General features: G+C 69.2%; 20 protein-coding genes and 5 tRNA genes. 16 read left to right on the forward strand and 9 right to left on the reverse strand.

Features of this window, described 5'->3' with window-relative positions:
• The first annotated feature begins 171 nt into the window (after window positions 1-171).
• Window positions 172-1,119 (forward strand): NAD-dependent epimerase/dehydratase family protein, encoded by a 948-nt coding sequence (locus DS837_RS27045; RefSeq protein ID WP_149167563.1) that lies wholly within the window; start codon window positions 172-174, stop codon window positions 1,117-1,119.
• Between the two features lie 16 nt (window positions 1,120-1,135).
• On the opposite strand, the gene DS837_RS27050 is transcribed toward DS837_RS27045, so the two are convergent.
• Window positions 1,136-2,776, reverse strand: coding sequence for a Na/Pi cotransporter family protein (locus tag DS837_RS27050; protein ID WP_247890156.1), 1,641 nt, complete (start codon window positions 2,774-2,776; stop codon window positions 1,136-1,138).
• A gap of 217 nt (window positions 2,777-2,993) precedes the next feature.
• Window positions 2,994-3,893, reverse strand: coding sequence for a DMT family transporter (locus DS837_RS27055; RefSeq protein ID WP_149167565.1), 900 nt, complete (start codon window positions 3,891-3,893; stop codon window positions 2,994-2,996).
• A 115-nt stretch (window positions 3,894-4,008) separates the two neighbouring features.
• On the opposite strand from DS837_RS27055, the gene DS837_RS27060 reads away from it, so the two are divergent.
• The 4 genes from DS837_RS27060 to DS837_RS27075 all read left to right on the forward strand — a co-directional run bounded on the left by DS837_RS27060 (window position 4,009) and on the right by DS837_RS27075 (window position 8,016).
• On the forward strand, window positions 4,009-4,872 hold the full coding sequence (locus tag DS837_RS27060; RefSeq protein ID WP_247890157.1) for a LysR substrate-binding domain-containing protein: 864 nt from the start codon (window positions 4,009-4,011) through the stop codon (window positions 4,870-4,872).
• A gap of 119 nt (window positions 4,873-4,991) precedes the next feature.
• Window positions 4,992-5,768: an HNH endonuclease family protein gene (locus tag DS837_RS27065; protein WP_149167567.1), complete on the forward strand. Its 777-nt coding sequence runs from the start codon at window positions 4,992-4,994 to the stop codon at window positions 5,766-5,768.
• 145 nt (window positions 5,769-5,913) lie between these two features.
• Window positions 5,914-7,599, forward strand: coding sequence for a GGDEF domain-containing protein (locus tag DS837_RS27070; protein WP_149167568.1), 1,686 nt, complete (start codon window positions 5,914-5,916; stop codon window positions 7,597-7,599).
• Window positions 7,600-7,755: 156 nt separating this feature from the next.
• Window positions 7,756-8,016, forward strand: a complete 261-nt coding sequence (locus tag DS837_RS27075) for a hypothetical protein (RefSeq protein WP_149167569.1) — start codon at window positions 7,756-7,758, stop codon at window positions 8,014-8,016.
• A 17-nt stretch (window positions 8,017-8,033) separates the two neighbouring features.
• On the opposite strand, the gene DS837_RS27080 is transcribed toward DS837_RS27075, so the two are convergent.
• The 3 genes from DS837_RS27080 to DS837_RS27090 form a co-directional block, all read right to left on the reverse strand.
• Window positions 8,034-8,243, reverse strand: a complete 210-nt coding sequence (locus DS837_RS27080) for a SlyX family protein (protein WP_149167570.1) — start codon at window positions 8,241-8,243, stop codon at window positions 8,034-8,036.
• Between the two features lie 74 nt (window positions 8,244-8,317).
• The gene (locus DS837_RS27085; RefSeq protein ID WP_149167571.1) at window positions 8,318-8,569 is read right to left on the reverse strand and encodes a hypothetical protein; all 252 of its coding nucleotides are present in this window, start codon (window positions 8,567-8,569) and stop codon (window positions 8,318-8,320) included.
• The gene (locus DS837_RS27090; protein WP_035677391.1) at window positions 8,569-8,997 is read right to left on the reverse strand and encodes a Fur family transcriptional regulator; all 429 of its coding nucleotides are present in this window, start codon (window positions 8,995-8,997) and stop codon (window positions 8,569-8,571) included. The genes DS837_RS27085 and DS837_RS27090 overlap by 1 nt, the downstream gene beginning before the upstream one ends.
• A gap of 443 nt (window positions 8,998-9,440) precedes the next feature.
• On the opposite strand from DS837_RS27090, the gene DS837_RS27095 reads away from it, so the two are divergent.
• The 3 genes from DS837_RS27095 to DS837_RS27105 are packed head-to-tail and all read left to right on the forward strand — an operon-like array spanning window position 9,441 to window position 12,719.
• Window positions 9,441-10,628: a GNAT family N-acetyltransferase gene (locus tag DS837_RS27095; protein WP_149167572.1), complete on the forward strand. Its 1,188-nt coding sequence runs from the start codon at window positions 9,441-9,443 to the stop codon at window positions 10,626-10,628.
• 47 nt (window positions 10,629-10,675) lie between these two features.
• A complete protein-coding gene (locus DS837_RS27100) occupies window positions 10,676-11,884 on the forward strand; it encodes a carboxylate--amine ligase (RefSeq protein WP_149167573.1) in 1,209 nt (402 codons plus the stop codon).
• A gap of 13 nt (window positions 11,885-11,897) precedes the next feature.
• Complete coding sequence (locus DS837_RS27105; protein ID WP_149167574.1) at window positions 11,898-12,719, forward strand: metallophosphoesterase family protein; 822 nt, start codon at window positions 11,898-11,900, stop codon at window positions 12,717-12,719.
• A gap of 9 nt (window positions 12,720-12,728) precedes the next feature.
• On the opposite strand, the gene DS837_RS27110 is transcribed toward DS837_RS27105, so the two are convergent.
• Window positions 12,729-13,013, reverse strand: coding sequence for a hypothetical protein (locus tag DS837_RS27110; protein ID WP_149167575.1), 285 nt, complete (start codon window positions 13,011-13,013; stop codon window positions 12,729-12,731).
• Between the two features lie 42 nt (window positions 13,014-13,055).
• On the opposite strand from DS837_RS27110, the gene DS837_RS27115 reads away from it, so the two are divergent.
• Complete coding sequence (locus DS837_RS27115) at window positions 13,056-14,759, forward strand: methyl-accepting chemotaxis protein (protein WP_149167576.1); 1,704 nt, start codon at window positions 13,056-13,058, stop codon at window positions 14,757-14,759.
• 183 nt (window positions 14,760-14,942) lie between these two features.
• Here the strand turns inward: DS837_RS27115 and DS837_RS27120 are convergent, their stop codons facing one another.
• Window positions 14,943-15,119, reverse strand: a complete 177-nt coding sequence (locus DS837_RS27120; RefSeq protein ID WP_040134614.1) for a YqaE/Pmp3 family membrane protein — start codon at window positions 15,117-15,119, stop codon at window positions 14,943-14,945.
• Between the two features lie 53 nt (window positions 15,120-15,172).
• Window positions 15,173-17,959 (reverse strand): carbohydrate-binding domain-containing protein, encoded by a 2,787-nt coding sequence (locus tag DS837_RS27125; protein ID WP_149167577.1) that lies wholly within the window; start codon window positions 17,957-17,959, stop codon window positions 15,173-15,175.
• Between the two features lie 236 nt (window positions 17,960-18,195).
• On the opposite strand from DS837_RS27125, the gene DS837_RS27130 reads away from it, so the two are divergent.
• Window positions 18,196-18,669 (forward strand): RT0821/Lpp0805 family surface protein, encoded by a 474-nt coding sequence (locus DS837_RS27130; protein ID WP_149167578.1) that lies wholly within the window; start codon window positions 18,196-18,198, stop codon window positions 18,667-18,669.
• Between the two features lie 77 nt (window positions 18,670-18,746).
• Here the strand turns inward: DS837_RS27130 and DS837_RS27135 are convergent, their stop codons facing one another.
• The gene (locus DS837_RS27135; RefSeq protein ID WP_247890158.1) at window positions 18,747-20,081 is read right to left on the reverse strand and encodes a TylF/MycF/NovP-related O-methyltransferase; all 1,335 of its coding nucleotides are present in this window, start codon (window positions 20,079-20,081) and stop codon (window positions 18,747-18,749) included.
• 178 nt (window positions 20,082-20,259) lie between these two features.
• On the opposite strand from DS837_RS27135, the gene DS837_RS27140 reads away from it, so the two are divergent.
• The 6 genes from DS837_RS27140 to DS837_RS32445 all read left to right on the forward strand — a co-directional run bounded on the left by DS837_RS27140 (window position 20,260) and on the right by DS837_RS32445 (window position 21,306).
• Window positions 20,260-20,334: transfer RNA gene (locus DS837_RS27140), tRNA-Thr, on the forward strand.
• 1 nt (window position 20,335) lies between these two features.
• Window positions 20,336-20,411: transfer RNA gene (locus tag DS837_RS27145), tRNA-Ala, on the forward strand.
• Window positions 20,412-20,510: 99 nt separating this feature from the next.
• A tRNA-Asp gene (locus DS837_RS27150) sits at window positions 20,511-20,587 on the forward strand.
• A 36-nt stretch (window positions 20,588-20,623) separates the two neighbouring features.
• Window positions 20,624-20,698 (forward strand) — tRNA-Val (locus tag DS837_RS27155).
• Between the two features lies 1 nt (window position 20,699).
• Window positions 20,700-20,773, forward strand: a tRNA-Gln gene (locus DS837_RS27160).
• Between the two features lie 278 nt (window positions 20,774-21,051).
• Complete coding sequence (locus DS837_RS32445) at window positions 21,052-21,306, forward strand: hypothetical protein (RefSeq protein WP_211102420.1); 255 nt, start codon at window positions 21,052-21,054, stop codon at window positions 21,304-21,306.
• The last annotated feature ends 95 nt before the right edge of the window (window positions 21,307-21,401 follow it).

The raw sequence follows: 21,401 nt of genomic DNA on the forward strand, positions 1-21,401 counted from the left end.
CAGGGGTGCCGGGAAAGGCCCTTGAATCGGCGCCGATTCGGGAGGCGCCACCCCGAACGGCCAGGAACGGCGCACCCCTTGCACCCTCCACTACCCCTAAGATGGGCTGGTTCGCTCCGTCCCCCCTCGCCACTATGAGACCATGCATTGCGATGGTGGAAAGGACGGCGGATGGCCCATTTTCTCGTGACCGGCGGCTGCGGATTCATCGGATCGCATCTGGCCGACCGGCTGATCGGCGACGGGCACCGGGTCACCATCCTGGACGACATGAGCACCGGCCGGCTGGAGAACAAGCCGCTTCTGGCGAAGCTGGTGGTCGGCGACGTCGCCGATCCGGACGCGGTTCATCAGGCGATGCAGGGGGTGGACGGCGTGTTCCATCTGGCCGCCGTCGCCTCCGTCCAGCGCTCGCGCGAATTGTGGGCGGAAACCCACCGCACCAACCTGTCGGGCACCGTCACCGTCTTCGAGGCGGCGCGCGGCGCCCGCAACGGCAACCCGGTGCCGGTGGTCTACGCCTCCTCCGCCGCGGTCTACGGCGACAACACGGCCACCCCGCTGCGCGAGGACGCAACGACGCGCCCGCTGTCCGCCTATGGCGTGGACAAGCTGGGCTGCGAACTGCACGCCAACGTCGCTTGGGCCATTCATGGGGTGCCGACGACGGGCTTTCGCTTCTTCAACGTCTACGGGCCGCGGCAGGACCCGTCCTCCCCCTATTCCGGGGTGATCTCGATCTTCGCCCGCCGTGTGGCGCAGGGCGAGGACGTGACGATCTTCGGGGACGGCGAGCAGGTGCGCGACTTCGTCTTCGTCGGCGACGTCGTGCGCTTCCTCGTAAAAGCGATGGAGATCAAGGCGATGGAGCGCCAATCCCGGGGGGCGGAGGTCTTCAACCTGTGCACCGGCCGCCCGACCTCGCTCCTGATGCTGCTTGAGGTGTTGCAGGAGCTGTGCGCCAGCCGGGTGCGCCGCCTGCATCAGCCGGCACGGGCGGGCGACATCCGCGTGTCGATCGGCGACCCGGCCCGGCTGCGCGCCACCTTCGGCGAGGGCTGCCGGTTCGGCCTGCTGCAAGGGCTGAGCGCGACCCTGACCGGGGAGATGCCGCGGTAAACCCGCGGCCCTCTCCTTAGACGTCCCGGCTTTCCAGCCGGGGCAGCCCGACGACCTTCAGGCGGCTTTCGCGGAGTTCCCCCACCTGATCGAGGATCGGCAGGGCGACCGCGGCGACATGGGCGTTGATGCGTTTCAGGTCGCGCAGGATGTCGAGCACCAGGGCGCTGGTTTCGATGCTGGCGGCGTCGCCGCGACGAACGCGGTCGAGATGGCGGGCGGTGGCGGTGCGCTCCAGCGCCCGCACCGCGTCCTTGCCGGCGATGAGCTGCCGGGCCAGCCGCCGGTCCTCGCCGATCAGGATGCCCAGCGCCGTGCGCAGGTTCTCCACCGTGCGGCGGTGCAGCTCCTCCACCTCCCGGAAATCCTCCGGCGCGAAATGCAGGTGGTGGCGGATCCGCTTGGCGGCGAGTTCCATCAGGCTCTTGTCGATGATGTCGCCGATGTGCTCCAGGTTGATGGCGAAGGCCATCAGGTCGTCGACCCGCCGGGTCTCCTCGGCGTCGAGGTGACGGCGTCCGAGCTTGGCGAGGTAGAGCTTGAGGGCGGTGTGCAGCCGGTCCACCCGGTCGTCCGCGCGGCTGACCTCGGCGATCGGACGCTCGTCGTTCTGACGCAGGGCGGTCAGGCTGCGGCGCAGCATGTCCTCCACCAGATCGCCCAACCGCAGGGTCTCGCGCACCGCACCGGCGATGGCGACGGTGGGCGTTTCCAACGCCGATTCATCGAGATGCCGGGGCGTCGCCGCGTCCTCGCCCGCGTCCTCCGGCTCGGGCAGGAGGCGTTCGGTCAGCCGGGCGAGCGGCGTCACCAGCGGCAGGAAGAGCAGGGCCAGCGCCGCGTTGAAGGCGACATGCGCGCTGACCACCGCCGTCAGCGGGGCCATCCCGGCCAGGAACGACGACGCCATCGGCACCAGCGGCAGGGCCAGAAGCGCCCCGCACACCCGGACCAGAAGATTGCCCAGCGGCACCCGCCGCGCCACCGCCCCGTCCGCCGACGTTGCCAGCACCGCCGGGACGGCGCCGCCCAGATTGGCGCCCAGGACCAGCGCCACCGCCGTCTCGGTCCCGATCACCCCCGCCCCGGCCAGGGACCCCGCCAGCATCACCGTGGCGAGGCTGGAATGCACCGCCGCGGTCAGCGCCGCCGCGACGATCAGGGCGAACAGCGGCTCGCCGCCCAACGCCTCCAGCATCGCCTGGACCAGCGCCGATTCCCGGATCGGCAGGGTGGCGGCACCGAGCAGCTTCAGGGCCAGCAGCATCAGCCCGATGCCGACCAGGATGCGGGCCAGCGCCCGCCGCCCGCGATGCTCGCCGCCCAGCGCGTGCAGCGCCCCGCCCATCAGCAGCAGGCTGGGCGACAGCCAGTGCAGGTCGATGGCGAGCAGCCGAGCGACGAGGCTCGTCCCGACGTCGGCGCCCAGCATCACCGCCAGCGCCATGGACGTGGTCATGAACCCTTGCCCGGCCATCGAGGCGGTCATCAGGGCCGTTGCCGTGCTGCTCTGCACCGCGATGGTCGCGGCGACGCCGGCCAGGAAGGCGGCCAGCCGGTTGCGCGTGCCATAGCCGACCCAGCGGCGAACCGCCGCCCCGCCCCACCGGAAGACGCCCGTCCGCACCAGCCGCAGCGCCCACAGCAGCAGCGCCACGGCGCCGAGGATGTCGATCAGGACCAGGGTGGGCGAGACGGCGGCAATTGAGCCGGCAGCGGTCGTGATGGCGGGCCTCCCGGCGTGTGGGCCTCAACAACAGGACGATGGAGAGTGGGGCGTCATGAAAACGTAACAATCGCAGGGCGCAACCTGATCCCCCGCGAAAGGCGTATCCCTTTTGCCGGTAGGCCGAGGCTGCCCTCAAGCCTTCCGCTCACCCCCGCGTCACCAGCCAAATGCCCAGCGCCACCGGCAGGATGCCCAGCAGATCCCAGGGCTGCACCGTCTCGCCCAGCAGCGCCCAGCCGAACAGCATGCCCAGGGGTGGCATCAGGAAGTGATAGGCGCTGGCCTCGGTGGCGCTCGTCCGCTGCAGCAGGCGGAACCACAGCAGGTAGCCGCCGATCGACACCACCAGCGCCTGATAGACCAACGACCCGGCGAAGCTGGCGGTCAGCCGGATCGACCCGGCGTCCTCCAGCAGCAGCCCGATGGGCAGCAGCGCCAGCCCCGCCGCCAGCACCTGCACGCCGGTGCCGGCGAGCAAACCCGCCCGCGGCGCCAGCCGCTTGAACAGCAGCGTTCCTGCCGACAGCGCCACCAGCGCGCCGACCGCCAGCGCCATGCCCAGCGGCGCGTCCATCCCGCTGCCCAGCCGCCCGCGCACCACCAACGCCACCCCGGCCACCCCCAGCGCCAGCCCCAGCGCCTTGCGCCGGTTCATCGCCTCGCCCAGCAGCAGGGCGGCCAGCGCCGCGGTCAGCACCGGGTTGGCGCTGACGATCAGCGCCGTCAGGCCGGAGGACACGTAGGTCATGCCGCTGTAGCTCAAGCCCAGATAGAGCGCGTGGTTGAGCAGGCCGAGCAGCGCCAGCAAGCCGAGGGTCCGTCCGGCCATTCCCCGATACTCGCCCCGCCACGCCGCGACGGCGGCCAGCAGCGCCCCGGCGATCAGGAAACGGAAGGCCAGCAGCAGCAGCGGCGGGCAGTCGGCCAGCCCGATCTTGCCGGCGGCGAAGGCCGAACTCCAGGCGAGGCAGAAGGGCACGACCAGGGCGAGCGGTGCCGCCCGCGGGTCGGTCAGGGGCAAGGGGTGCGTGGCGGCGTGTGTCATGGCCGGTCCTCTCCATGCGGAATGCGGGGCATTGGAGAGAAGATGGCGCGGAGCCTTTCCATTTGGAAATTGGATGATATCATCCATTGCATTCGAAATTTGAATGGTTGGTCCGATGCGCGAGATGGATCTGGGCCTGCTGCGCACCTTCGTCTCCGTGGTGGACGCCGGCGGCTTCACGCGGGCTGGCGAGCGGGTGCACAAGACGCAATCGACGGTCAGCCAGCAGATCCGCCGGCTGGAGGAGCAGATCGGGCAGCCGCTCCTCGACCGCAACAGCCGCGCCGTCGCGCTGACCGACGACGGCGAGCGGCTGCTCGGCTACGCCCGCCGCCTGCTGGCGCTGAACGACGAGGCGAACGCCGTGCTGTCCGGGCACTCGGCGGCGGAGGTGGTGCGGCTGGGCGTGCCGGAGGATTACGCGGTGGAGCGGCTGCCCCGCCTGCTCGCCGACTTCGCGCGGGCGAACCGGCGGCTGCGGCTGGACGTGCGCTGTGACCTGTCGGTGCGGCTGCGCGCCGACGTCGAGTGCGGCGACCTCGACATCGCGCTGGTCAAGCAGGAACCCGGCCGTCCCGGCGCGCTGCGCGCGTGGCGGGAACCGCTCTGCTGGGTCGGCCCGGCGGCGGAGGATCTGCACCGCGAGGACCCGCTGCCGCTGGTGCTGTTCCCCCAGGGCTGCGTCTACCGCAACCGCGCGGTGCATGAGCTGGAGCGCGCCGGGCGGCGTTGGCGGGTGGCCTATTCCAGCCCCAACCACGCCGGGGTGCGCGCCGCGGTGTCCGGCGGGCTGGGCGTCAGCGTGCTTCCCCACAGCGCCCTGCCTGCCGGCGCCCGCTTCCTCGGCGTGGCGGACGGCCTGCCGGCGCTGCCGGAGACGGAACTGGCGCTGCTGACCGGAAGCGCGGCGCGGGGTGCCGGGGTGGAGATGGTCACCGGCCTGCTGATGGAGAGCCTTCCGGAGCCGGTGTGGGCGTGACGGGGCTGCCCGGCACGACCACTCCTCTCGCACCGTTGCGCCACGTCCCCAAAGCGCCATAGAACAGCCCAGGAACCATATCCAGGTATGGCGAAGAACAGGGTTGAGGGACGAAGGGCATGGCGCGACGGAGAGGCAGTGCACCGCGAAAAGGCCGTCCTCTGACGCTGGGCGGGCTGATCGCCGTTCTGCTGGTGCTGGCCGCGGTCTATGCGGCGGAGCGCTTCCACCTCGTCCCGCCCGGCACGCTGGATTCCATCTTCGGGGAGGAGAAGACCCAGCGCCAACGGCCCATCCCCCGCCCCGTTCCGGACGCCAGCATCGACTACGCCGCGGTCGCCGCCCAGCTCGACCGCATCCGGGTGGAGGAGGAGCGCCGCCGCGGCTATGTGCGGGACGAGTGGCCGCACTGGCTGACCCTCGACGCCAAGTGCCTGAACACGCGCGAACAGGTGCTGATCCGTGATTCCGCGAAGCCGGCGAAGCTGTCCGCCAACGGCTGCTCCGTGCAGTCCGGCGTGTGGAACGACCCCTACACCGGCGAGACTTTCACCGAGCCGAAGCAGGTGGACATCGACCACCGCGTGCCACTGGAGGAAGCCTACGCCAGCGGCGGCTACGACTGGCCGCGCGAGAAGCGCGCCGCCTACGCCAACGACCTGAGCGACCCGCTGACCCTCGTCACCGTCTCGGCGGCGGCCAACCGCGCCAAGGGGTCAAAGGGGCCGGAGGACTGGCTGCCGCCGCGCGAGGAGTACATCTGCGCCTATGTGGCGGGCTGGATCGCCGTGAAGGCGCGCTGGGAGCTGACCATGGACGAGCGGGAGCGTGTCACCGTCGGCAACATCCTGTCCGACTGCCGCCGCACCGCCGTTGGGAACCGGCCGGCCCGCTGACCGGCCTTTCCAACAAAATCATACACGGGTATGCGTGGCCATCCCCTGATGTCACTTTTGATACCTGGCCGAACTTGATAGAACCTTCGTATGCGGTCTTCCTGACGGAACGGCGGCGGGGTGTTGCAGGGAATGGGCGGGCGTCATGGCGAGGGAACGCGGTCTGCGGACGACGGTGGCTTTGACCGGCGCCGTTCTGGTCCTTGGCGTCTCCATCGTGCTGGCGGGACTGACCGGCCTGCGCTCCCGCGAGCGGATCGAGAGCGAGATCGGGCACTCGCTCGCGGAGGCCGCGCACAACATGGCCGACCGGCTGGACCGCTCCATGTGGTCGCGGGCCAGCGAAATCGGCATGCTGGCCAAGCTCGGCATCACGCCGGCCATCGACGATCCGGTCCGGTTGCGCTGGCTGCTGGAGCAGTTCCAGGGCTTCTTCCCGACCGTTTCCTGGATGGGCGTGACCGACACCAAGGGCAAGGTGCTGGCCGCCACCGGCGGCTTGCTGGATGGCGTCGACATTTCCAAGCGCCCGGTCTTCCAGAATGGACAGAAAACGCAGTTCGTCGGTGACGTGCACGATGCGGTGATGCTGGCCTTCCTGCTGCCGAACCCGACGGGCGAGGCCATGAAGTTCGTGGACATCTCCACCCCCGTGCACAACGAGCGGGGCGAGGTCGTCGGCGTGCTGGCCACGCATCTGAGTTGGGAATGGACGCGGGAGATCCGCCGCTCCCTGATGGACACCATGCGGGGTCGCGCGGAGCTGGAACTGATCGTGGTCGCGGCGGACCGCACGGTGCTGCTCGGCCCCCGCGAGCTGCTCGGCACTCCCCTCGACATCGAGGCGGTGCGGAGCGCGCAGAAGAACGAGAGCGGCTGGATCGTCGAACGCTGGCCGGACGGGCAGCGCTATTTGACCGGCTACGCCTACGGCAACGGATATCTGAACTATCCCGGTCTGGGCTGGAGCGTGGTGGCCCGCCAGCCGCTGGCGGTCGCCTACGCCCCGGCCACCGCCCAGATGGTCGAGACGGTGCTGGCCGGCGGGGCCATGGTGCTGCTGTTCAGCGCGCTCGGCTGGATGGCCGCCGGGCGGGTCACACGGCCGCTGCGCCGCATCGCCCAGGCGGCGGAGCGCATCCGCAGCGGAGAACGGGGAGCGGAGATGCCCGTGCTGGCCGGCAGCGCCGAGATCACCTCGCTGTCGGCGACGCTGCGCGATCTGGTGGACGGGCTGACCCACCGCGACGCCGCCCTGGTCCGGCTGGAGGACATCGCCTATCAGGATCGGCTGACCGGCCTGCCGAATCGCCGCTATTTCGAGCAGTATGTGGAAGCGACGACCGCCGGCAACGGTTCCTCCGCCTTCCTCTACATCGATCTGGACGGCTTCAAGCCGGTGAACGACCGCCTGGGCCACGATGCGGGCGACCTCGTGCTGAGTCAGGTGGGGGAACGCCTGGCCGCCTGCTTCCGTGGCGACGACGTGGTGGCCCGGTTGGGCGGCGACGAGTTCGCGGCGGTGCTGCCCCAGCGCGCCGGCGCCGAACCTCCGGACCTGGACGGGCTGGCCCGCCGCATCATCGAGGCGGTGAACGAACCCGTCAGCATCAAGGGCGAGGCGGTGCGGGTCGGCTGCTCCCTTGGCATCGCCCTGTGGCCGGAGGACTCGCCCGACGTGGCGGAAACCCTGCGCCGTGCCGACCAAGCGCTCTATCAGGCCAAGCGCGCGGGCCGCAACCGCGGCATCCGCTGGACTCCCGACCTGCCGCCCTCCCCCGCCGAGAGCCAGGGCATAGCCACCGAGGCGACGAAGACCTCGGCGTCCTAGGCCCCGCGGCCAAGCCCCCGCCAAGCGGGGAACCGCGTCCGGCGGGCCTCCGGCCAGCGGTGGGTAAGGCCGTTGCACGCTGGAGCCTTGGCCCGTTTCTGCCGTTTCATGTCCATCGGAGCACGATTCGGACGGCCATGGCGGGAGATTTGGAAGATGAGCCTCGACACCAAGGGACAGCGGGCCCGCATGCTGCGTCTGCTCGCCGTCGTCGAGCATTACGAGCGCAACAGCGCGGCCGGCGCGCAGCTGATGCGGGGCACGCGCTACGAACTGGCCGTGCAGGCCACCGACGTGAACGGCGACCGCTGCCGGTTTCCCGCCTGCAACTGCGCCCAGGCCGACTGCTCGCGCCAGCCGCCCGCCGGCCCGCAACTCAGCTGGTGCGGCCCGCGCGGCGGCTGGAAGATGCGCTGACGGTCCACACGGGATGATCAGTAGTGGGGAGGGGGCGGCTCGTCCTGCGGCGCGCGAGGCATTCCGGACTCCAGCTCCGCCACCCGATCGCGCAGACGGCGCATCTGCACCGTCATGAGGTCGATGGTCCGCCCCTGCTCGAACAGCACGGCGGACATCTCCTCGGCCATGCGCTCGTGATGGGCGAGACGGGTTTCCAACTCGGTCAGGCGGTTTTCGGCGTCCATGAATGGCCCTGCGGATCGCGGAAGGAACAGACCTTTAGAACCGCTCCGCTCGCCAAGGCAAGTTCAATGCTGCATCAATGCAGCCGGTCCCCAGCGATCACCCAGCGTTCGACGATCTGAAGCGCCTGCGGCACGTCCAGTTCCGGATGGTGCCAGCGCAGAACCACCGTGGCGGCCTCCAGCGCATGCCGGTCGGGGCGCCCGCAATCGACCAGTTCGCGGTAGGCCCGCTCCACCACCGGGCGACAGCCGCAGACCGCCGCCTCGCAGGCGGCGAAACGCTCCGCCGGATCGTGGTCCGGCCCGGTTCTCCGCTCCGCCGCCATCAGGCCGTCTCCGGGCCTTTGCGTTGGATGCGGCGCCCGAAGATCTCCAGCCGCTGCCCGATCATGTCGAAGCCGAGATGGCGGGCGATGCGGGTGACGGCAGCCTCCAACTCCGGGTCCTGGAATTCCACCACCTCGCCGGTCTCGATGTCGATCAGGTGATGGTGATGGTCGCCGCGCGCCTCCTCGTAGCGGGCCCGCCCATCGCCGAAATCGTGGCGCTGGATGATCCCGATCTCCTCGAACAGCCGCATCGAGCGATAGACGGTCGCCAAGCTGATCCCGGCGTCGATCGCCGCCGCGCGACGGTAGACCTCCTCCACATCAGGGTGATCGGCGGCTTCCGACAGGACGCGGGCGATGATCCGGCGCTGGCCGGTCATCTTCAACCCCCGCTCGGCGCAGGCGCGTTCCAGCCGCGACGGCAGGGCTTCTTCGGGCGTGGTCACGGGGCCGGTCCTTTCCGATGCCTAACCCATGGAATCAAGAGATGGAGAGGAAAGCCCAAAAGGACAACCGACATCCGCAAGACCTGGACGAATGGCCAGAACGAATGGCCGGAACAAACGGCCGACCCTCAGCCCATGGCATCGGGCGGAAGGGCTTCCAGGGGCAGACGGACATCCCCATCTCGCAGCCGCATCACCGCCCGATACCCCGGATGACCCGGACGGGTTCCCCCACCGGGACGCAGCACCCCACCTTCCGCCACCGCGTTTTTCGTTACAGTCGTCCGTACATGATGCAGACGCCGGAGCACAGGATAGATCGGATGATATCAAAGTTTTCGAAATGTCGATCCAATCCTATTTTCTGCACGTAGACATTCGAAGCCGCCCCTTCGTCAACATTCCCCGGGAAGACCAAGCCCATGGACATGAGGACTCTTGTTGAGGACGACGGCAACACCATTGACATCACCTTGCAGCCTCTTGAATATCCCAGAAAATTTGAGAAGACTTGGATTGATCTGGAGCGGCGCGCCGACGGATCCTTTTTCCTGAGCTGGCAGTGGATCGGCAACTGGCTGGCCTCCCTGCCCCGAGGCACGCGGCCCCATGCCCTGGTGGCGCGGCGCGGCGGGCAGGTGGTCGGGCTGGCGCTCCTCTGCCCGCGGACGCAGTGGCGCTTCGGCCTGCTGCGCACGCGCTGCTGGCTGCTGCACGAGACCGGGGAGCGGACCTTCGACCGGCTGTTCGTGGAGTACAACGGCATCCTCGCGGACCGGAATTGCGCCGACGCGGTGCTGGCCGCCTGCTTCGACTGGCTGGGGCGCCGCCTGACCAACTGGGACGAGCTGGTGCTGGGCGGGCTGGAGCCGCAGGCGGAAGCGGCCGTGCGGCTCGCCGCGGCCCGACAGGGCCATGCGCTGCAGGTCCGGGTCGCCGACAGCTGCCAATGGGTCGACCTGGAGGGCGTGCGCCGGCAGGGCGCGGGCTACCTCGCCAGCCTCGGCAAGAACACCCGCGCCGCGGTGCGCCGGGCCATGCGGCTCTATGCCGAGCGCGGCCCTCTGACCTACCGCGTCGCCGCGACGGCGGACGAGGCGCTGGAGGACTTCCACGCCATGGAGATCCTGCATCAGGCGAGCTGGAACGCCCGCGGCCAGTCCGGCGCCTTCTCCAACCCGGCCTTCCGCCCCTTCCATGAGCGGCTGATCGCCGGCGGCGTGCCGGCGGGGACGGTCCGGCTGTGCCGGGTCAGCGCCGGGGACACGGTCATCGGCTATCTCTACAACTTCGTCCATCGCGGGCGGGTGATGAACTACCAGGGCGGTTTCGCCTACGAGGCCGACAACCGGCTGAAGCCCGGTCTGGTCGCCCACGTCCTGGCCATCGAGGACACGCTGACCCGCGGCGAGGACTGCTACGACTTCATGTCCACCCCGGCGGGGCACAAGCCGCTGCTGTCCAACACCGAACAGCCGATGAACTGGATCGCGCTCGGCCCCGACCGGCTGAGCCGCCAGCTCGACACCCGCCTGCGTCGCGTCAAGGCGGGTTTGGCCGACCGGATGAGGCGGCTGATCCGCAGCCCGCTTCCCCTGATGAACCGCTGAAGACGCAACCGCAGGGCCGCCGACGGGGCGGTTGGAGGATGCCGAGAATGAAGAACACCCCCGCCGTCGCCAAAACCGCCGCCGCCAATTCCGCCTTGGCCTGCGTGATGGGCGACATGGACATGGTGCGCCCGCTCGGGCTGGCCGGGCTGCGCTGCGCCGTGGTCACCCATCCCGGCTCCGCCGCCCTGCACTCCCGCTTCACCAGGGACGCCATCCTGTGGGACGACCCGGCGCACAACCCGGACGGGCTGGTCGAGGTGATGTTGGCCTTCGCCAAGGACCAGCCGGAAAAGCCGGTCCTCTATTTCCAGGACGACACCCAGCTCCTGCTCGTCTCGCGCAACCGCGACCGGCTGGCCGAGGGGTTCCGCTTCGCCATCGCCGACGCCGAGCTGGTCGAGGATCTGGTGGACAAGGGCCGCTTCCAGGCGCTGGCCGAGCGGCTGAACCTGCCCGTCCCGGCGACCCGGCGCCTTTATCCGACCCGCGAGGCCGCACCCGACGTGGTGGACCTGCGCTTCCCCCTGATCGTCAAGCCGCTGACCCGCCGCCGGGTGTGGGACGAGGCGGACGGCTTCGCCAAGGCCATCCAGGTCGATTCCGCGGACGAACTGCGCGCCCTGTGGCCGCGGCTGGCGGCGGTCGGGCTGGACCTGCTGGTCCAGGAGATGATCCCCGGGCCGGAGACCCGGATCGAGAGCTACCACGTCTATGTCGACGAGCGCGGCGGCGTGGCCGGGGAGTTCACGGGGGCCAAGATCCGCACCTATCCGCTCGCCTACGGGCACAGCACCGCCCTGATCATCACCGACGCGCCGGACGTGGCGGCGCTCGGCCGCTCGCTGAGCGAACGGCTGGGGCTGCGCGGCGTCGCCAAGTTCGACTTCAAGCGCGCCCCGGACGGCGCGCTGCATCTGCTGGAGGTCAACCCGCGCTTCAACCTGTGGCACCATCTGGGGGCGGTGGCCGGAGTGAACCTGCCGGCGCTGGTCCACGCCGACCGGCTCGGCCTGCCGCGTCCGGCGGTGGGCAAGGCGCGGGCCGGGGCGCGCTGGTGCCACATCACCAAGGACCGCTTGGCCGCCCGGGACAGCGGCCTGTCGATGGCCGCGTGGCTGCCCTGGGTGCTGGGCTGCGAGGCCAAGGCCATCGCGCTCGACGACCCCATGCCCTTCCTGCACAACCAGCTCGCCCGTTTTCTGCCGTCGCGTGCGCCTCACGACGCGCCCGGGGGTGCGATGACGGCGCAATGAGGGTTCCGCGGCGATGAGGATCGGCATCCTGTCGGACATCCACGCCAACCGCGAGGCGCTGGAGGCCACGCTCGCCGACATGGACGGCGCCGGGGTGGAGCGCGTCGTCTGCCTGGGCGACGTGGTGGGCTACAACACCGACCCGTCGCCCTGCATCAGGCTGCTGCGCGAGGCCGGGGCGGTCTGCGTCGCCGGCAACCACGACCGCGCGGTGACCCGCCAGATCCCCACCGACGGCTTCAGCGTCCGCGCCATCCGGGCCATCGCCTGGACGCGCAAGCGCCTGCCGCCGGAGGACGTCGCGTGGCTGTCCGCCCTGCCGCTGAAGACCAGCGTCGGCGAGCATCTCGTCGCCGTTCACGGGGCGCTTCATGTGGACCGGGGCTGCGAGCTGGTCCGGCTGAACAGCGAGGACCGGATGCGGCGCACGGCCCAGGCCCTGCTCGCCCACCCCTCCGGCGCCCGCGTCTGCGCCTATGGGCACACGCACCGGCTCGGCATCCACGAATACCGCAACGGGGAGCTGTGGGAGCACGACCCCGACGGCGAGGTCGCCCTGCGCGGCGGTTCCTGCTACCTGCTCAACCCCGGCACGGTGGGGGAGCCGCGGAGCGAGGAGCGGCGGGCGACCTGGATGCTGTTCGACACCGGCCGACGGACGGTGAGCGTGCGGCGGGTCGCCTACGACGACCGGGCGGCCTTCGACAAGACGCGCCGGGCGGGGATCGAACCGCGGCGCCTGCTGTCCATCCCCGCGCCGTTGCGCGCCGCCCTTCAGGGGGGGCTGCGGCGTCTGGGAATTTACGAGATGGTGCGGCGGGTCATCAACTCGTGACCCGTTTCCTCATTGAACCGTCGCCAGCATCAGCAGCGACGCGCCGAGCGGCAACAGGGCGAGCAGCAGCTTGAGCATGGGTCCGGCCATCGGGGTCTCGTAAGGGGGGCTTCCAACGCGCGCGACTGTAGCCGGACGGGCGGCGATTTTCTGTGACAAATCCTTCAACCCAGCCATCCCTTCCCGCGTCCTGAAAAATTTTCCTTTTGATCCAATCTCTCGGCAAATCCGTATCAACTCTTTGGTGCTATCGTCGGTTTCGCCGCAGGACGGGTTCTCGGCAACCGGCGGCATCCAACGAATCTTCGACGATATGGACCGGCGGGAGTGTGGACAATGAATTGGTTCCGAAACGCCAAGGTCGGCCTTCGGCTGATGCTGAGCTTCTCCAGCATCCTGGTGCTCATGGTCGCCCTGGCGGCCATCGCCATCTACAAGGTCAACAGCATCAACGACAGCCTTTCGACCATCAACGACGTCAACAACGTCAAGCAGCGCTACGCCATCAACTTCCGCGGCAGCGTGCATGACCGGGCGATCAGCCTGCGCGACGTCACGCTCCTGTCCGACGCCGCCGCGCTGAAGGCCGAACTCGCCACCATCGACCGTCTGGCCGCCGACTACGCGCGCTCGGCCGAGCAGATGGACCGCATGTTCGCCGTCGGCACCCATGTCACCGCCAAGGAGCGCGAGATCCTCGCCTCCATCAAACAGACCGAGGCCAAGACCCTCCCTCTGGCCCGCGGCGTCATCGAGGCGCGCCAGGCCGGCGACACCGACCGCGCCGTCAAGATCCTGGTCGAGCAGGCCCGCCCCGGCTTCACCGAGTGGCTGGCCCGCATCAACGCCTTCATCGACCTTCAGGAAGCCGAGAGCCAGGCGGTGGCGAAGCACGCCCGGACGGTGTCCGAGACCTTTCAGGTCCTCATGATCTCGCTGTGTGCGGTGACCGTCCTGCTCGGCGCCGGGCTCGCCTGGTGGTCGATCCTGACGGTGCGGCCGCTGCGCCGCCTGACCGGCACGACGCTCAAGCTGGCCGAGGGCGACCTGTCCATCGAAGTGCCGCAGGCGACCAGCCGCGACGAGGTCGGCGAGATCATCCGCGCCGTGCAGGTCTTCAAGGACAACATGCTCCACGCCCGCCGCATGGAGTCTGAGAAGGAGGAGACGGAACGCCGCGCCGAGGCCGAGAAGCGCGAGGCGATGAACGGGCTGGCCGACCAGTTCGAGCGCAGCGTCGGCTCCATCGTCGAATTGGTGTCCCACGCCGCCGCCGAGCTGGAGGGCGCCGCCCAGACGCTGAACGCCACCATGGAGCGCGCCAACGACCAGGCCGGCACCGTCGCCGCCGCCGCGACCCAGGCGACGGCCAACGTGGAATCGGTGGCCACGGCCTGCGGGGAACTCGCCGGGTCGGTCAGCAGCATCGGCCAGCAGGTCCGCCAGTCCGCCGACATCGCCAACCGCGCCGTCCGCAACGCCGAGGACACCCAGGCGACGGCGGAAGGTCTGGTCAGCACGTCGCAGAAGATCGGGGAGGTGGTTCAGCTCATCAACTCGATCGCCCAGCAGACCAACCTGCTGGCGCTCAACGCGACCATCGAGGCGGCGCGCGCGGGCGAGGCCGGCAAGGGCTTCGCGGTGGTGGCGAGCGAGGTGAAGAACCTCGCCAACCAGACTGCCAAGGCGACCGAGGACATCACGGCCCAGATCGCCGGGGTTCAGGACGTGACGCTGCGCACGGTGCAGTCGATCCGGGAAATCGCCCAGGTCATCGGGGAAAGCAGCCAGATCGCCGACGACATCGCCCAGGCGGTGGAGCAGCAGGGCATCGCCACCCAGGAGATCGCCCGCAACGTCCAGCAGGCCTCGGCGGGCACCGCGGAGGTGTCGGGCGCCATCGTGCAGGTCAGCGGCGCCGCCTCGCAGGGCGGGACCGCGGCGGGCCGCGTGCTGGGCAGCGCGCAGGAGTTGAGCCGCTCCGCGGCGCGTCTGCGGACGGAGGTCAGCGGCTTCCTGGCGAAGGTCCGCGCGGCGTAACGAGGCGCTTTATTCCCTCTCCCCTCCGGGGAGAGGGTGCCCGCGGCGGCGGGCGGGTGAGGGTAAAAGCGAGGATCAAACCCTGATCCTTGCCTGTACCCTCACCCTTCCCGCGCGTTGCGCGGGCCCCTTCCCTCTCCCGGGACGGGAGAGGGAGCAGGATGCGATAATCTTGTCAGGACCTCACGCCGGAGAACGGTCCTTGTACTTCACGATGACGTACAGCGCGTGGATCATGCCCGGGATGTAGCCGAGCAAGGTCAGCAGCACGTTGATCCAGAACTGGGCGCCAAACCCCACCTGGAGGAAGACGCCGACGGGCGGCAGCAGAAGCGCCAGGATGATGCGTATGATGTCCATGCCGCGATAACGCTCCCGCCCCGCCCCCGGTTCCATCCACCCTTCGGTGATGCTCAGCCCAGCAGGCCGATCTGGTCGAAGGGCAGCTGGTCGAACCCGTGCTGGTACACCGCCGAGCCCGCCGCCGGCGCGAAGTTGTCGTGCGCGGCGTCGGTGAATTGCGGGTCGAAGGTGAAGGACCCCTTGTCGTAGCCGGCGGCCTGCCACTGCGCCAGCGTGCCCGTGGCGCCGTTCGCCATCACCTGCGGCCAGGCCTGGAACAGCGCCTCGTTGGGGTCGAGGTCGGCGTAGAAGTTGCCGGAGAAGGTCCCCGCCGTCTTCGGCCCGTCGAGGGCCACCGCCCGCCCGTCCCCGGCGTCCACGATGTTCTGGGTGATGGTGTTGTTCGCCATCGGCGTGCCCTTCCAGCCGCCCCAGCCGACGCTCTGCTGAAGGCCGATCTGGGTGCCCAGATTGTCGGCCAGGATGTTGTCGGTCACCGTGTTGTTCCAGCCGCCGTGCAGGAAGATGCCGCCGACGTTGTCGTGGACGACGTTCCCCTTCACCGTGGTGCCGCTGGTCCAGTCGTCCAGATAGATGCCCCAGCTCACCAGCTTCGTCGGGTCGAGGAAGGTGGGGGAGACCTTGCCGTCCCAGGTCACGTTGCCGAAGGCGGTGGTGCCCGACACCTCGTTGTAGGCCACGGTGTGCCCGGCCAGATCCTGCTGGCGGTTGATCAGGTAGATGCCGCCGCCGTCGCTGGTTTCCTGGTTCGCGCCGACGATCTTGTTGTGGGTGATCGTCGCCCGGTAGGTGGCGTCGCCCGAGGACTGGACGGAGCCGACCGCGATGGCCTTGCCCGGCGTGTCCTCGATCTGGTTGTGGGTGATGGTGACGTCGTTGCTGCCGTTCACCCACAGCGCGTCGCCGCCGTGGTCGACGGCGCTGGCGTGCTGGATCAGGTTGTCCGACACCTTGGTGAAGTTGGACCCCGCCTTGACGTAGACGGCCTCCCGCCCGGTCTCGGCGAAATGGTTGCCGGAGACGGTGCTGTTGGCGCTGCCCTCCACCGTGATGCCGTAGCCGGTGTTGGTGACGGTGTTGTTCTTGAAGGTCAGGCCGGCGGCGTTGTTGGCGTAGACCGCGTGGCCGTCCGGCGTGCCGTCGGTCAGGGTCAGCCCCTCGATCGTCACGTTCTTGGCCCCGCCCAGCCCGATCAGCACGGGAAGCTGCGCCGCGACCACCTTGTGCCCGGCGACCGCCCCACCCTCCGGCTTGAACAGCACTTGATTGGACGCCTTGTCGAAGAACCACTCCCGCGGGGCGTCGAGCTGGTCCTTGCCGTTGAACAGGTAGAAGCGGCTGCCGGCGCCGAGCGCGTCGTAGGTGCCCTGGGCCAGCGTGATGGTGTTGCTGCCGTAGTCGATGCTCTTCACCGGCACGGTCATGTTGTCGTAGCCGTGCTGGCTGAAGACGCTGACCATCAGCCCGTCCGTGCTCGAATAGGTCGGGATCGCCCCCGCCTTGAAGCCGAACTGGGTGGAGGCGTTGGCCCCGGCCTTGGTGGCGATCAGCCAGCCGCCGTCGATGGGGTGGCTGGGGTCGGCGTTGGGCGTGCGGGCCACGGTCTGCCGGTCACCGTCCATCGACAGGTCGAGCACTGCCTTGGACCCGCCGGGAAGCTGCGCGCTGTACAGGCCGTTGCCACGCGACACCCAGTTGTCGACCAGCGAGCCGCCGTGGAAGACCGGCTTCTCGCTGCCGTAGGCGGCGAAGCGGACGCCGCTGTCCTGGCCGTCCAGCCAGAGCATGTCCTTCATGTAGTAGTCGCCGCCGCGGACGTAGGTCACGTCGATGTTCGGATCGGCGCGCATGGCGTCGCGGGCGGCGGTCAGCGTCGCCTTCGGCCCGTCGGTGCCGTTCGCGTTGGGCGCGGCCAGCTTGCCCGACCATTTGTCGTTGCCGTTGGTCGCCACGAAGAAGGCCGGCCCGGTCGGGGCGGGAGACGGCGTGGGATTCGGGGTCGGGGCCGGCGTGGACCCGCCGGTCGCGAAGAAGCTCTTGTCGGCGTCGACGACCAGCGCGCCGTTCCACCACAATCCGGCTTGGCCCTTGACCACGTCCTTCCCGTCCAAGGCACCCTTGTCATAGGTGACGATGCTGTCGGTGGCGGAGACGGACTTGCCGTTGATCGTGACCTTGTTGACGATCAGCGAGCGGTCCTGGCCGTTCACCACGGCGTCGTTGTCATACTGGATCTGCACCTTGTGCGCCTGGTCCGGCGCCACGTTGGCGGTGAAGCTGTAGTCCTTGGCCGACGTTCCGACCGTGCCCTCGCCGACCTTCTTGCCGTCAACCAGCAGGTTGAAATGCGCGTTGGTGCCGCCCGCCGCGATGCCCTGCGCGTTCACCACGAAGGTCGAGGTTCCGGCGACCGGCGCCGCCGGGGCGGCGGGGAAGTCGGAGGCCGGGGTGTCCACCACCAGCGTGCCGTTCCACCACATCCCGGATTGGCCCTTGACCACGTCCTTGCCGTCGAGCGCGCCCTTGTCGTAGGTGACGTTGGCGTCGGTCGGCTTGTGGGTCTTGCCGTTGATGGAGACCCCGCTGACGATCAGCGAGCGGTCCTGGCCGTTCACAAGGGCGTCGTTGTCGTATTGGATCTGCACCTTGTGCGCCTGCGCCGCGGTGACCGGCACCGTGAAGCTGTAGGCGGTCGGGCTGCTGGCGTTGACGGTTGCCTGGCCCACCTCGACGCCGTCGATCAACAGGCGGAAATGCGGCCAGATGCCTCCGGCGGACTGCCCATAGGCACTCACGACAATTTTGGCGTCGGTCTTGCCCGTGGTGGTCGAAGCCATTGGATGGTTCCCTCGCTCTTATGCTCAACGGCGGCGAGCATGGCGGGGCCGGCCAGACATTTGTGCGCCATTTTGATAACAGGCGACGGACACCGCGTCCGTGCTTCTATCCGCCGCCGCCTATGACGGGAGAGGCGGTTGAACGGGAGTGATACGCACCAAAGCGCAGGCTCCCCCGGATTAAAGCGAAGCCTTACGTGTTGATGGCTTATACGGAACCAAGAGGCAGAGACCCCATGAAGAAGATCGCTGTTACCGCCTTTGTCGCCCTGTCGCTCGCCGCCTGCCAGAGCGGCGGCAGCGGCCTGGGGACCAAGCAGACGGTCGGCGCGCTCGGCGGCGCGGCGGCCGGCGGCGTGATCGGTTCGCAGTTCGGCGGCGGCACCGGCAAGCTGATCACCACCGGTGTGGGCACGCTGCTCGGCGCCTATCTCGGCAGCGAGCTTGGACAGTCGCTCGACCGCGCGGACGAGGGCTATGCCCAGCGCGCCGCCACCCAGGCCTATGCGGCGCCGATGGGCTCGACCATCCAGTGGAACAACCCGGAATCGGGCAACCGCGGCACCATCACCCCGATCCGTGACGGCCGCGACAACTCCGGCAACTATTGCCGCGAGTACCAGCAGACCGTCTATGTCGGCGGCAAGGCCGAGCGGGCCAATGGCACCGCCTGCCAGCAGCCGGACGGCAGCTGGCGCATCGTGTCCTAAACACCACCCGGCACGCCCCCTGCCCCGGCCGCCGTTCCCGCTCTCGCACGGAAACGACGGCCGGGGCGGGAGCCCCGTCACGACGCGGGAAGAGCGGTCAGCCGGATCGCCACCTGCTTGGTGTGAGGGCTGACGGCGATGATCTCCCAGGCCGCACCGGACTCGGCGGCGTATTCCATGAAGGCGCGGTACTCGTCCTCGCGCCACGTCCGGTTCCCGATGAACTCGTCGAAGACCAGCACCGTCCCCGCCCGGAAGCGGGGCGCCAGGGCGGTCAGCACCGTCCGCGCCGACGAGTAGATGTCGCTGTCCACATTGACGAAGCGCACCGCGCCGTCATGGGCCGCCAGGAAGGGCGGCAGCGTATCCTCGAACCAGCCCGCGTGCAGCACCGCGTTGTCGCGGACCGGCGGCAGGCTCTTCCCCGTGCTGAGCACGCCGCGCGGCGCGTTCACCCAGCCCTCCGGCAGCCCTTCGAACGAATCGAAACCGTGCACGGTCTGCCCGGCCACCGCGGCGATCTGGTTCAGCGAGGTTCCGCGGCGCACGCCGAACTCCAGCACCAGACCGGGCACGTCCGCCCGCTCCAGCGCGAAACGCAGCAGCTCCGCCCCCACGCCGAACAGCCGCATGTCCGGGGCGAGATGCGGGCGAATCGCCGTCACCGCCTCCACCAGGGCCAAGCGCTTCGGCTGACCGGCCAGCTTCTCGCCATACAGCGCCTCGGCCTCCGCGTCGCGGCCCAGCAGCAGCAGGTAGGTGCACAGGAAGCCCCAGTATTTTCCCGCCGCGCCCGGGCAGTCGGCGGCCCGGCGCAGGCGGCGCAGCGCGTCCTCCACCCCGTTCAGGCCCAGCGCTGCGGCGTGGCTGCCGAACCACGCGGCGGCATGTTCCGGATCGTCGGTCAGCCGCTCGTCGAAGACGGCCAACGCGCCCGCGGCGTCGCCGAGATGGGCGAGGCTGACCGCCCGCTCATAGAGGATGTCCGCCGACCGGTTCCCTGCGGCCAGCGCCTCTCCCGTCACCCGGAGCGCCTCCTCATAGAGGGCGTCACGGCGGTAGACGCCGGCCAGCGCCTCAGGGAGGCCGGGGAAGGCGGGGTCGGCCACAGCCACCCGCTCCAGCCAGCGCACCGCCTGCAAGCGGTCCCCGGCGGCCAGCACGGCCTGGGCCATATGATAGAGGGTTTCCGAGTGCCCCGGCTCGCACGCCAGGGCACGGCAAAGCGCGGCGGTGGCGGCCGCGGCGTCGCGCCGGCCGAGAGCGGCCATGCCGGTCAGCCGGTTGCGTTCGGCCCGGTCGCGTTCGGCGGAGCCACCGGACGCCGGCACGGTGTCCCGCAGCATGCGAACCGCCTGCCGGTAATGCCGCGCCGCGATCAGGCGGCGCGCCTCGTTCAGAACCTCATCCACGGGGAAAACCTGTCGGTCGGGCATGATCGGAATGGGGCATGAGATGCCCCGCGAAAGCGGCGGGATGCAAGCGCCGCCTGCGGCCCTGGCCGGGGTGAAAAGAAAGAAATGCCCCCTTCGATATTTTTCCCTTTGACAGGGGGCCGCCTGGATTGCTATTCACCCGCTCCCGCCGGACGCTGCCGTAGCTCAGTGGTAGAGCACTCCCTTGGTAAGGGAGAGGTCGAGAGTTCAATCCTCTCTGGCAGCACCATGGGGCCGTAGCTCAGATGGGAGAGCGCCTCGTTCGCAATGAGGAGGTCAGGGGTTCGATCCCCCTCGGCTCCACCAACTTCTTCGGCGGTTGGTTGGTTGACTTGAGTAAGTTGGGTAAGGTTGAATTTAGTGCTTGCTTCGGCGGTCTTTGTTCTTTAGAAGGTCGCCTACGACGCGGGTGTAGCTCAGTTGGTTAGAGCGCCGGCCTGTCACGCCGGAGGCCGCGGGTTCAAGTCCCGTCACTCGCGCCACGTTTCTTGTGGTTAGGTTCAGGTATCTCGCGGTTTGGTCCTGTAGCTCAGCGGGAGAGCACTACGTTGACATCGTAGGGGTCACTGGTTCAATCCCAGTCGGGACCACCATTGGGGGATCGTCTAGCGGTAGGACTCCAGACTCTGACTCTGGCTACCTAGGTTCGAATCCTAGTCCCCCAACCACCTTCCTAATGGTTTCCTTTCAAATCAGACACTGACGGCGGCTTGCTCCGGGACATATCCGGCGAGTCCCCCAACCGTGCCCGCGGCCTGTGCCGTCACGCGTGCGCTGCGCTCCTCAAGATGGAGCCGCTCATGCCGCTTGCCCCTCACCTCCACCTCCGCGGTTCCGTCTGCTGGTGGCGCCGGATCCTGCCGACATGCGGGGCCGCCCTCGCACGGCAGCAAGGGCGGCGTCTCACGTCGTCGTCGATGCCGTGCTCAGGCTCCTGGGCGAGGTCATGCAGACCGGCATCATCGACACCAGCGCGCTCCGCGCCCTTCTCAAACCGATCCTGCTCGGCGCGTTGGACCGGGCCGAGGCGGCGCATGCCCTGAGCGGGGAGCGCGGTTCGGAAGAGATCGCTCGACGGATCCAGGCCGAACTCGACACCGTCGGGCAGCCCGGCCTCCGCAACGGAGGTTCGGCCCGCCATGGTTGTCGAGCCGACGGCTCCAATGCCAACCAACATGCCTGCCCAACATTCCTGCGCTGATGGCGGTGCATTCCAGAGACAGCCCCAGCCGGCTGAAGAGCGGACCAAGCCGACACCGCGCCATTGCCGCACGCCGTTGCCGGCGGCTTGCGATG

The organism is Azospirillum brasilense (genome assembly GCF_008365405.1).
Classification (GTDB): domain Bacteria; phylum Pseudomonadota; class Alphaproteobacteria; order Azospirillales; family Azospirillaceae; genus Azospirillum; species Azospirillum brasilense_D.

Coding starts and splice junctions, on each gene's coding strand:
- DS837_RS27105 (WP_149167574.1), top strand. CDS start 11,898: ATGAGGATCGGCATCCTGTCGGACATCCACGCCAACCGCGAGGCGCTG.
- DS837_RS27045 (WP_149167563.1), top strand. CDS start 172: ATGGCCCATTTTCTCGTGACCGGCGGCTGCGGATTCATCGGATCGCAT.
- DS837_RS27095 (WP_149167572.1), top strand. CDS start 9,441: ATGGACATGAGGACTCTTGTTGAGGACGACGGCAACACCATTGACATC.
- DS837_RS27070 (WP_149167568.1), top strand. CDS start 5,914: ATGGCGAGGGAACGCGGTCTGCGGACGACGGTGGCTTTGACCGGCGCC.
- DS837_RS27085 (WP_149167571.1), bottom strand. CDS start 8,569: ATGGCGGCGGAGCGGAGAACCGGGCCGGACCACGATCCGGCGGAGCGT.
- DS837_RS27125 (WP_149167577.1), bottom strand. CDS start 17,959: ATGGCTTCGACCACCACGGGCAAGACCGACGCCAAAATTGTCGTGAGT.
- DS837_RS27080 (WP_149167570.1), bottom strand. CDS start 8,243: ATGGACGCCGAAAACCGCCTGACCGAGTTGGAAACCCGTCTCGCCCAT.
- DS837_RS27110 (WP_149167575.1), bottom strand. CDS start 13,013: ATGCCGCCGGTTGCCGAGAACCCGTCCTGCGGCGAAACCGACGATAGC.
- DS837_RS27065 (WP_149167567.1), top strand. CDS start 4,992: ATGGCGCGACGGAGAGGCAGTGCACCGCGAAAAGGCCGTCCTCTGACG.
- DS837_RS32445 (WP_211102420.1), top strand. CDS start 21,052: ATGCAGACCGGCATCATCGACACCAGCGCGCTCCGCGCCCTTCTCAAA.
- DS837_RS27055 (WP_149167565.1), bottom strand. CDS start 3,893: ATGACACACGCCGCCACGCACCCCTTGCCCCTGACCGACCCGCGGGCG.
- DS837_RS27100 (WP_149167573.1), top strand. CDS start 10,676: ATGAAGAACACCCCCGCCGTCGCCAAAACCGCCGCCGCCAATTCCGCC.
- DS837_RS27130 (WP_149167578.1), top strand. CDS start 18,196: ATGAAGAAGATCGCTGTTACCGCCTTTGTCGCCCTGTCGCTCGCCGCC.
- DS837_RS27115 (WP_149167576.1), top strand. CDS start 13,056: ATGAATTGGTTCCGAAACGCCAAGGTCGGCCTTCGGCTGATGCTGAGC.
- DS837_RS27120 (WP_040134614.1), bottom strand. CDS start 15,119: ATGGACATCATACGCATCATCCTGGCGCTTCTGCTGCCGCCCGTCGGC.
- DS837_RS27075 (WP_149167569.1), top strand. CDS start 7,756: ATGAGCCTCGACACCAAGGGACAGCGGGCCCGCATGCTGCGTCTGCTC.
- DS837_RS27060 (WP_247890157.1), top strand. CDS start 4,009: ATGCGCGAGATGGATCTGGGCCTGCTGCGCACCTTCGTCTCCGTGGTG.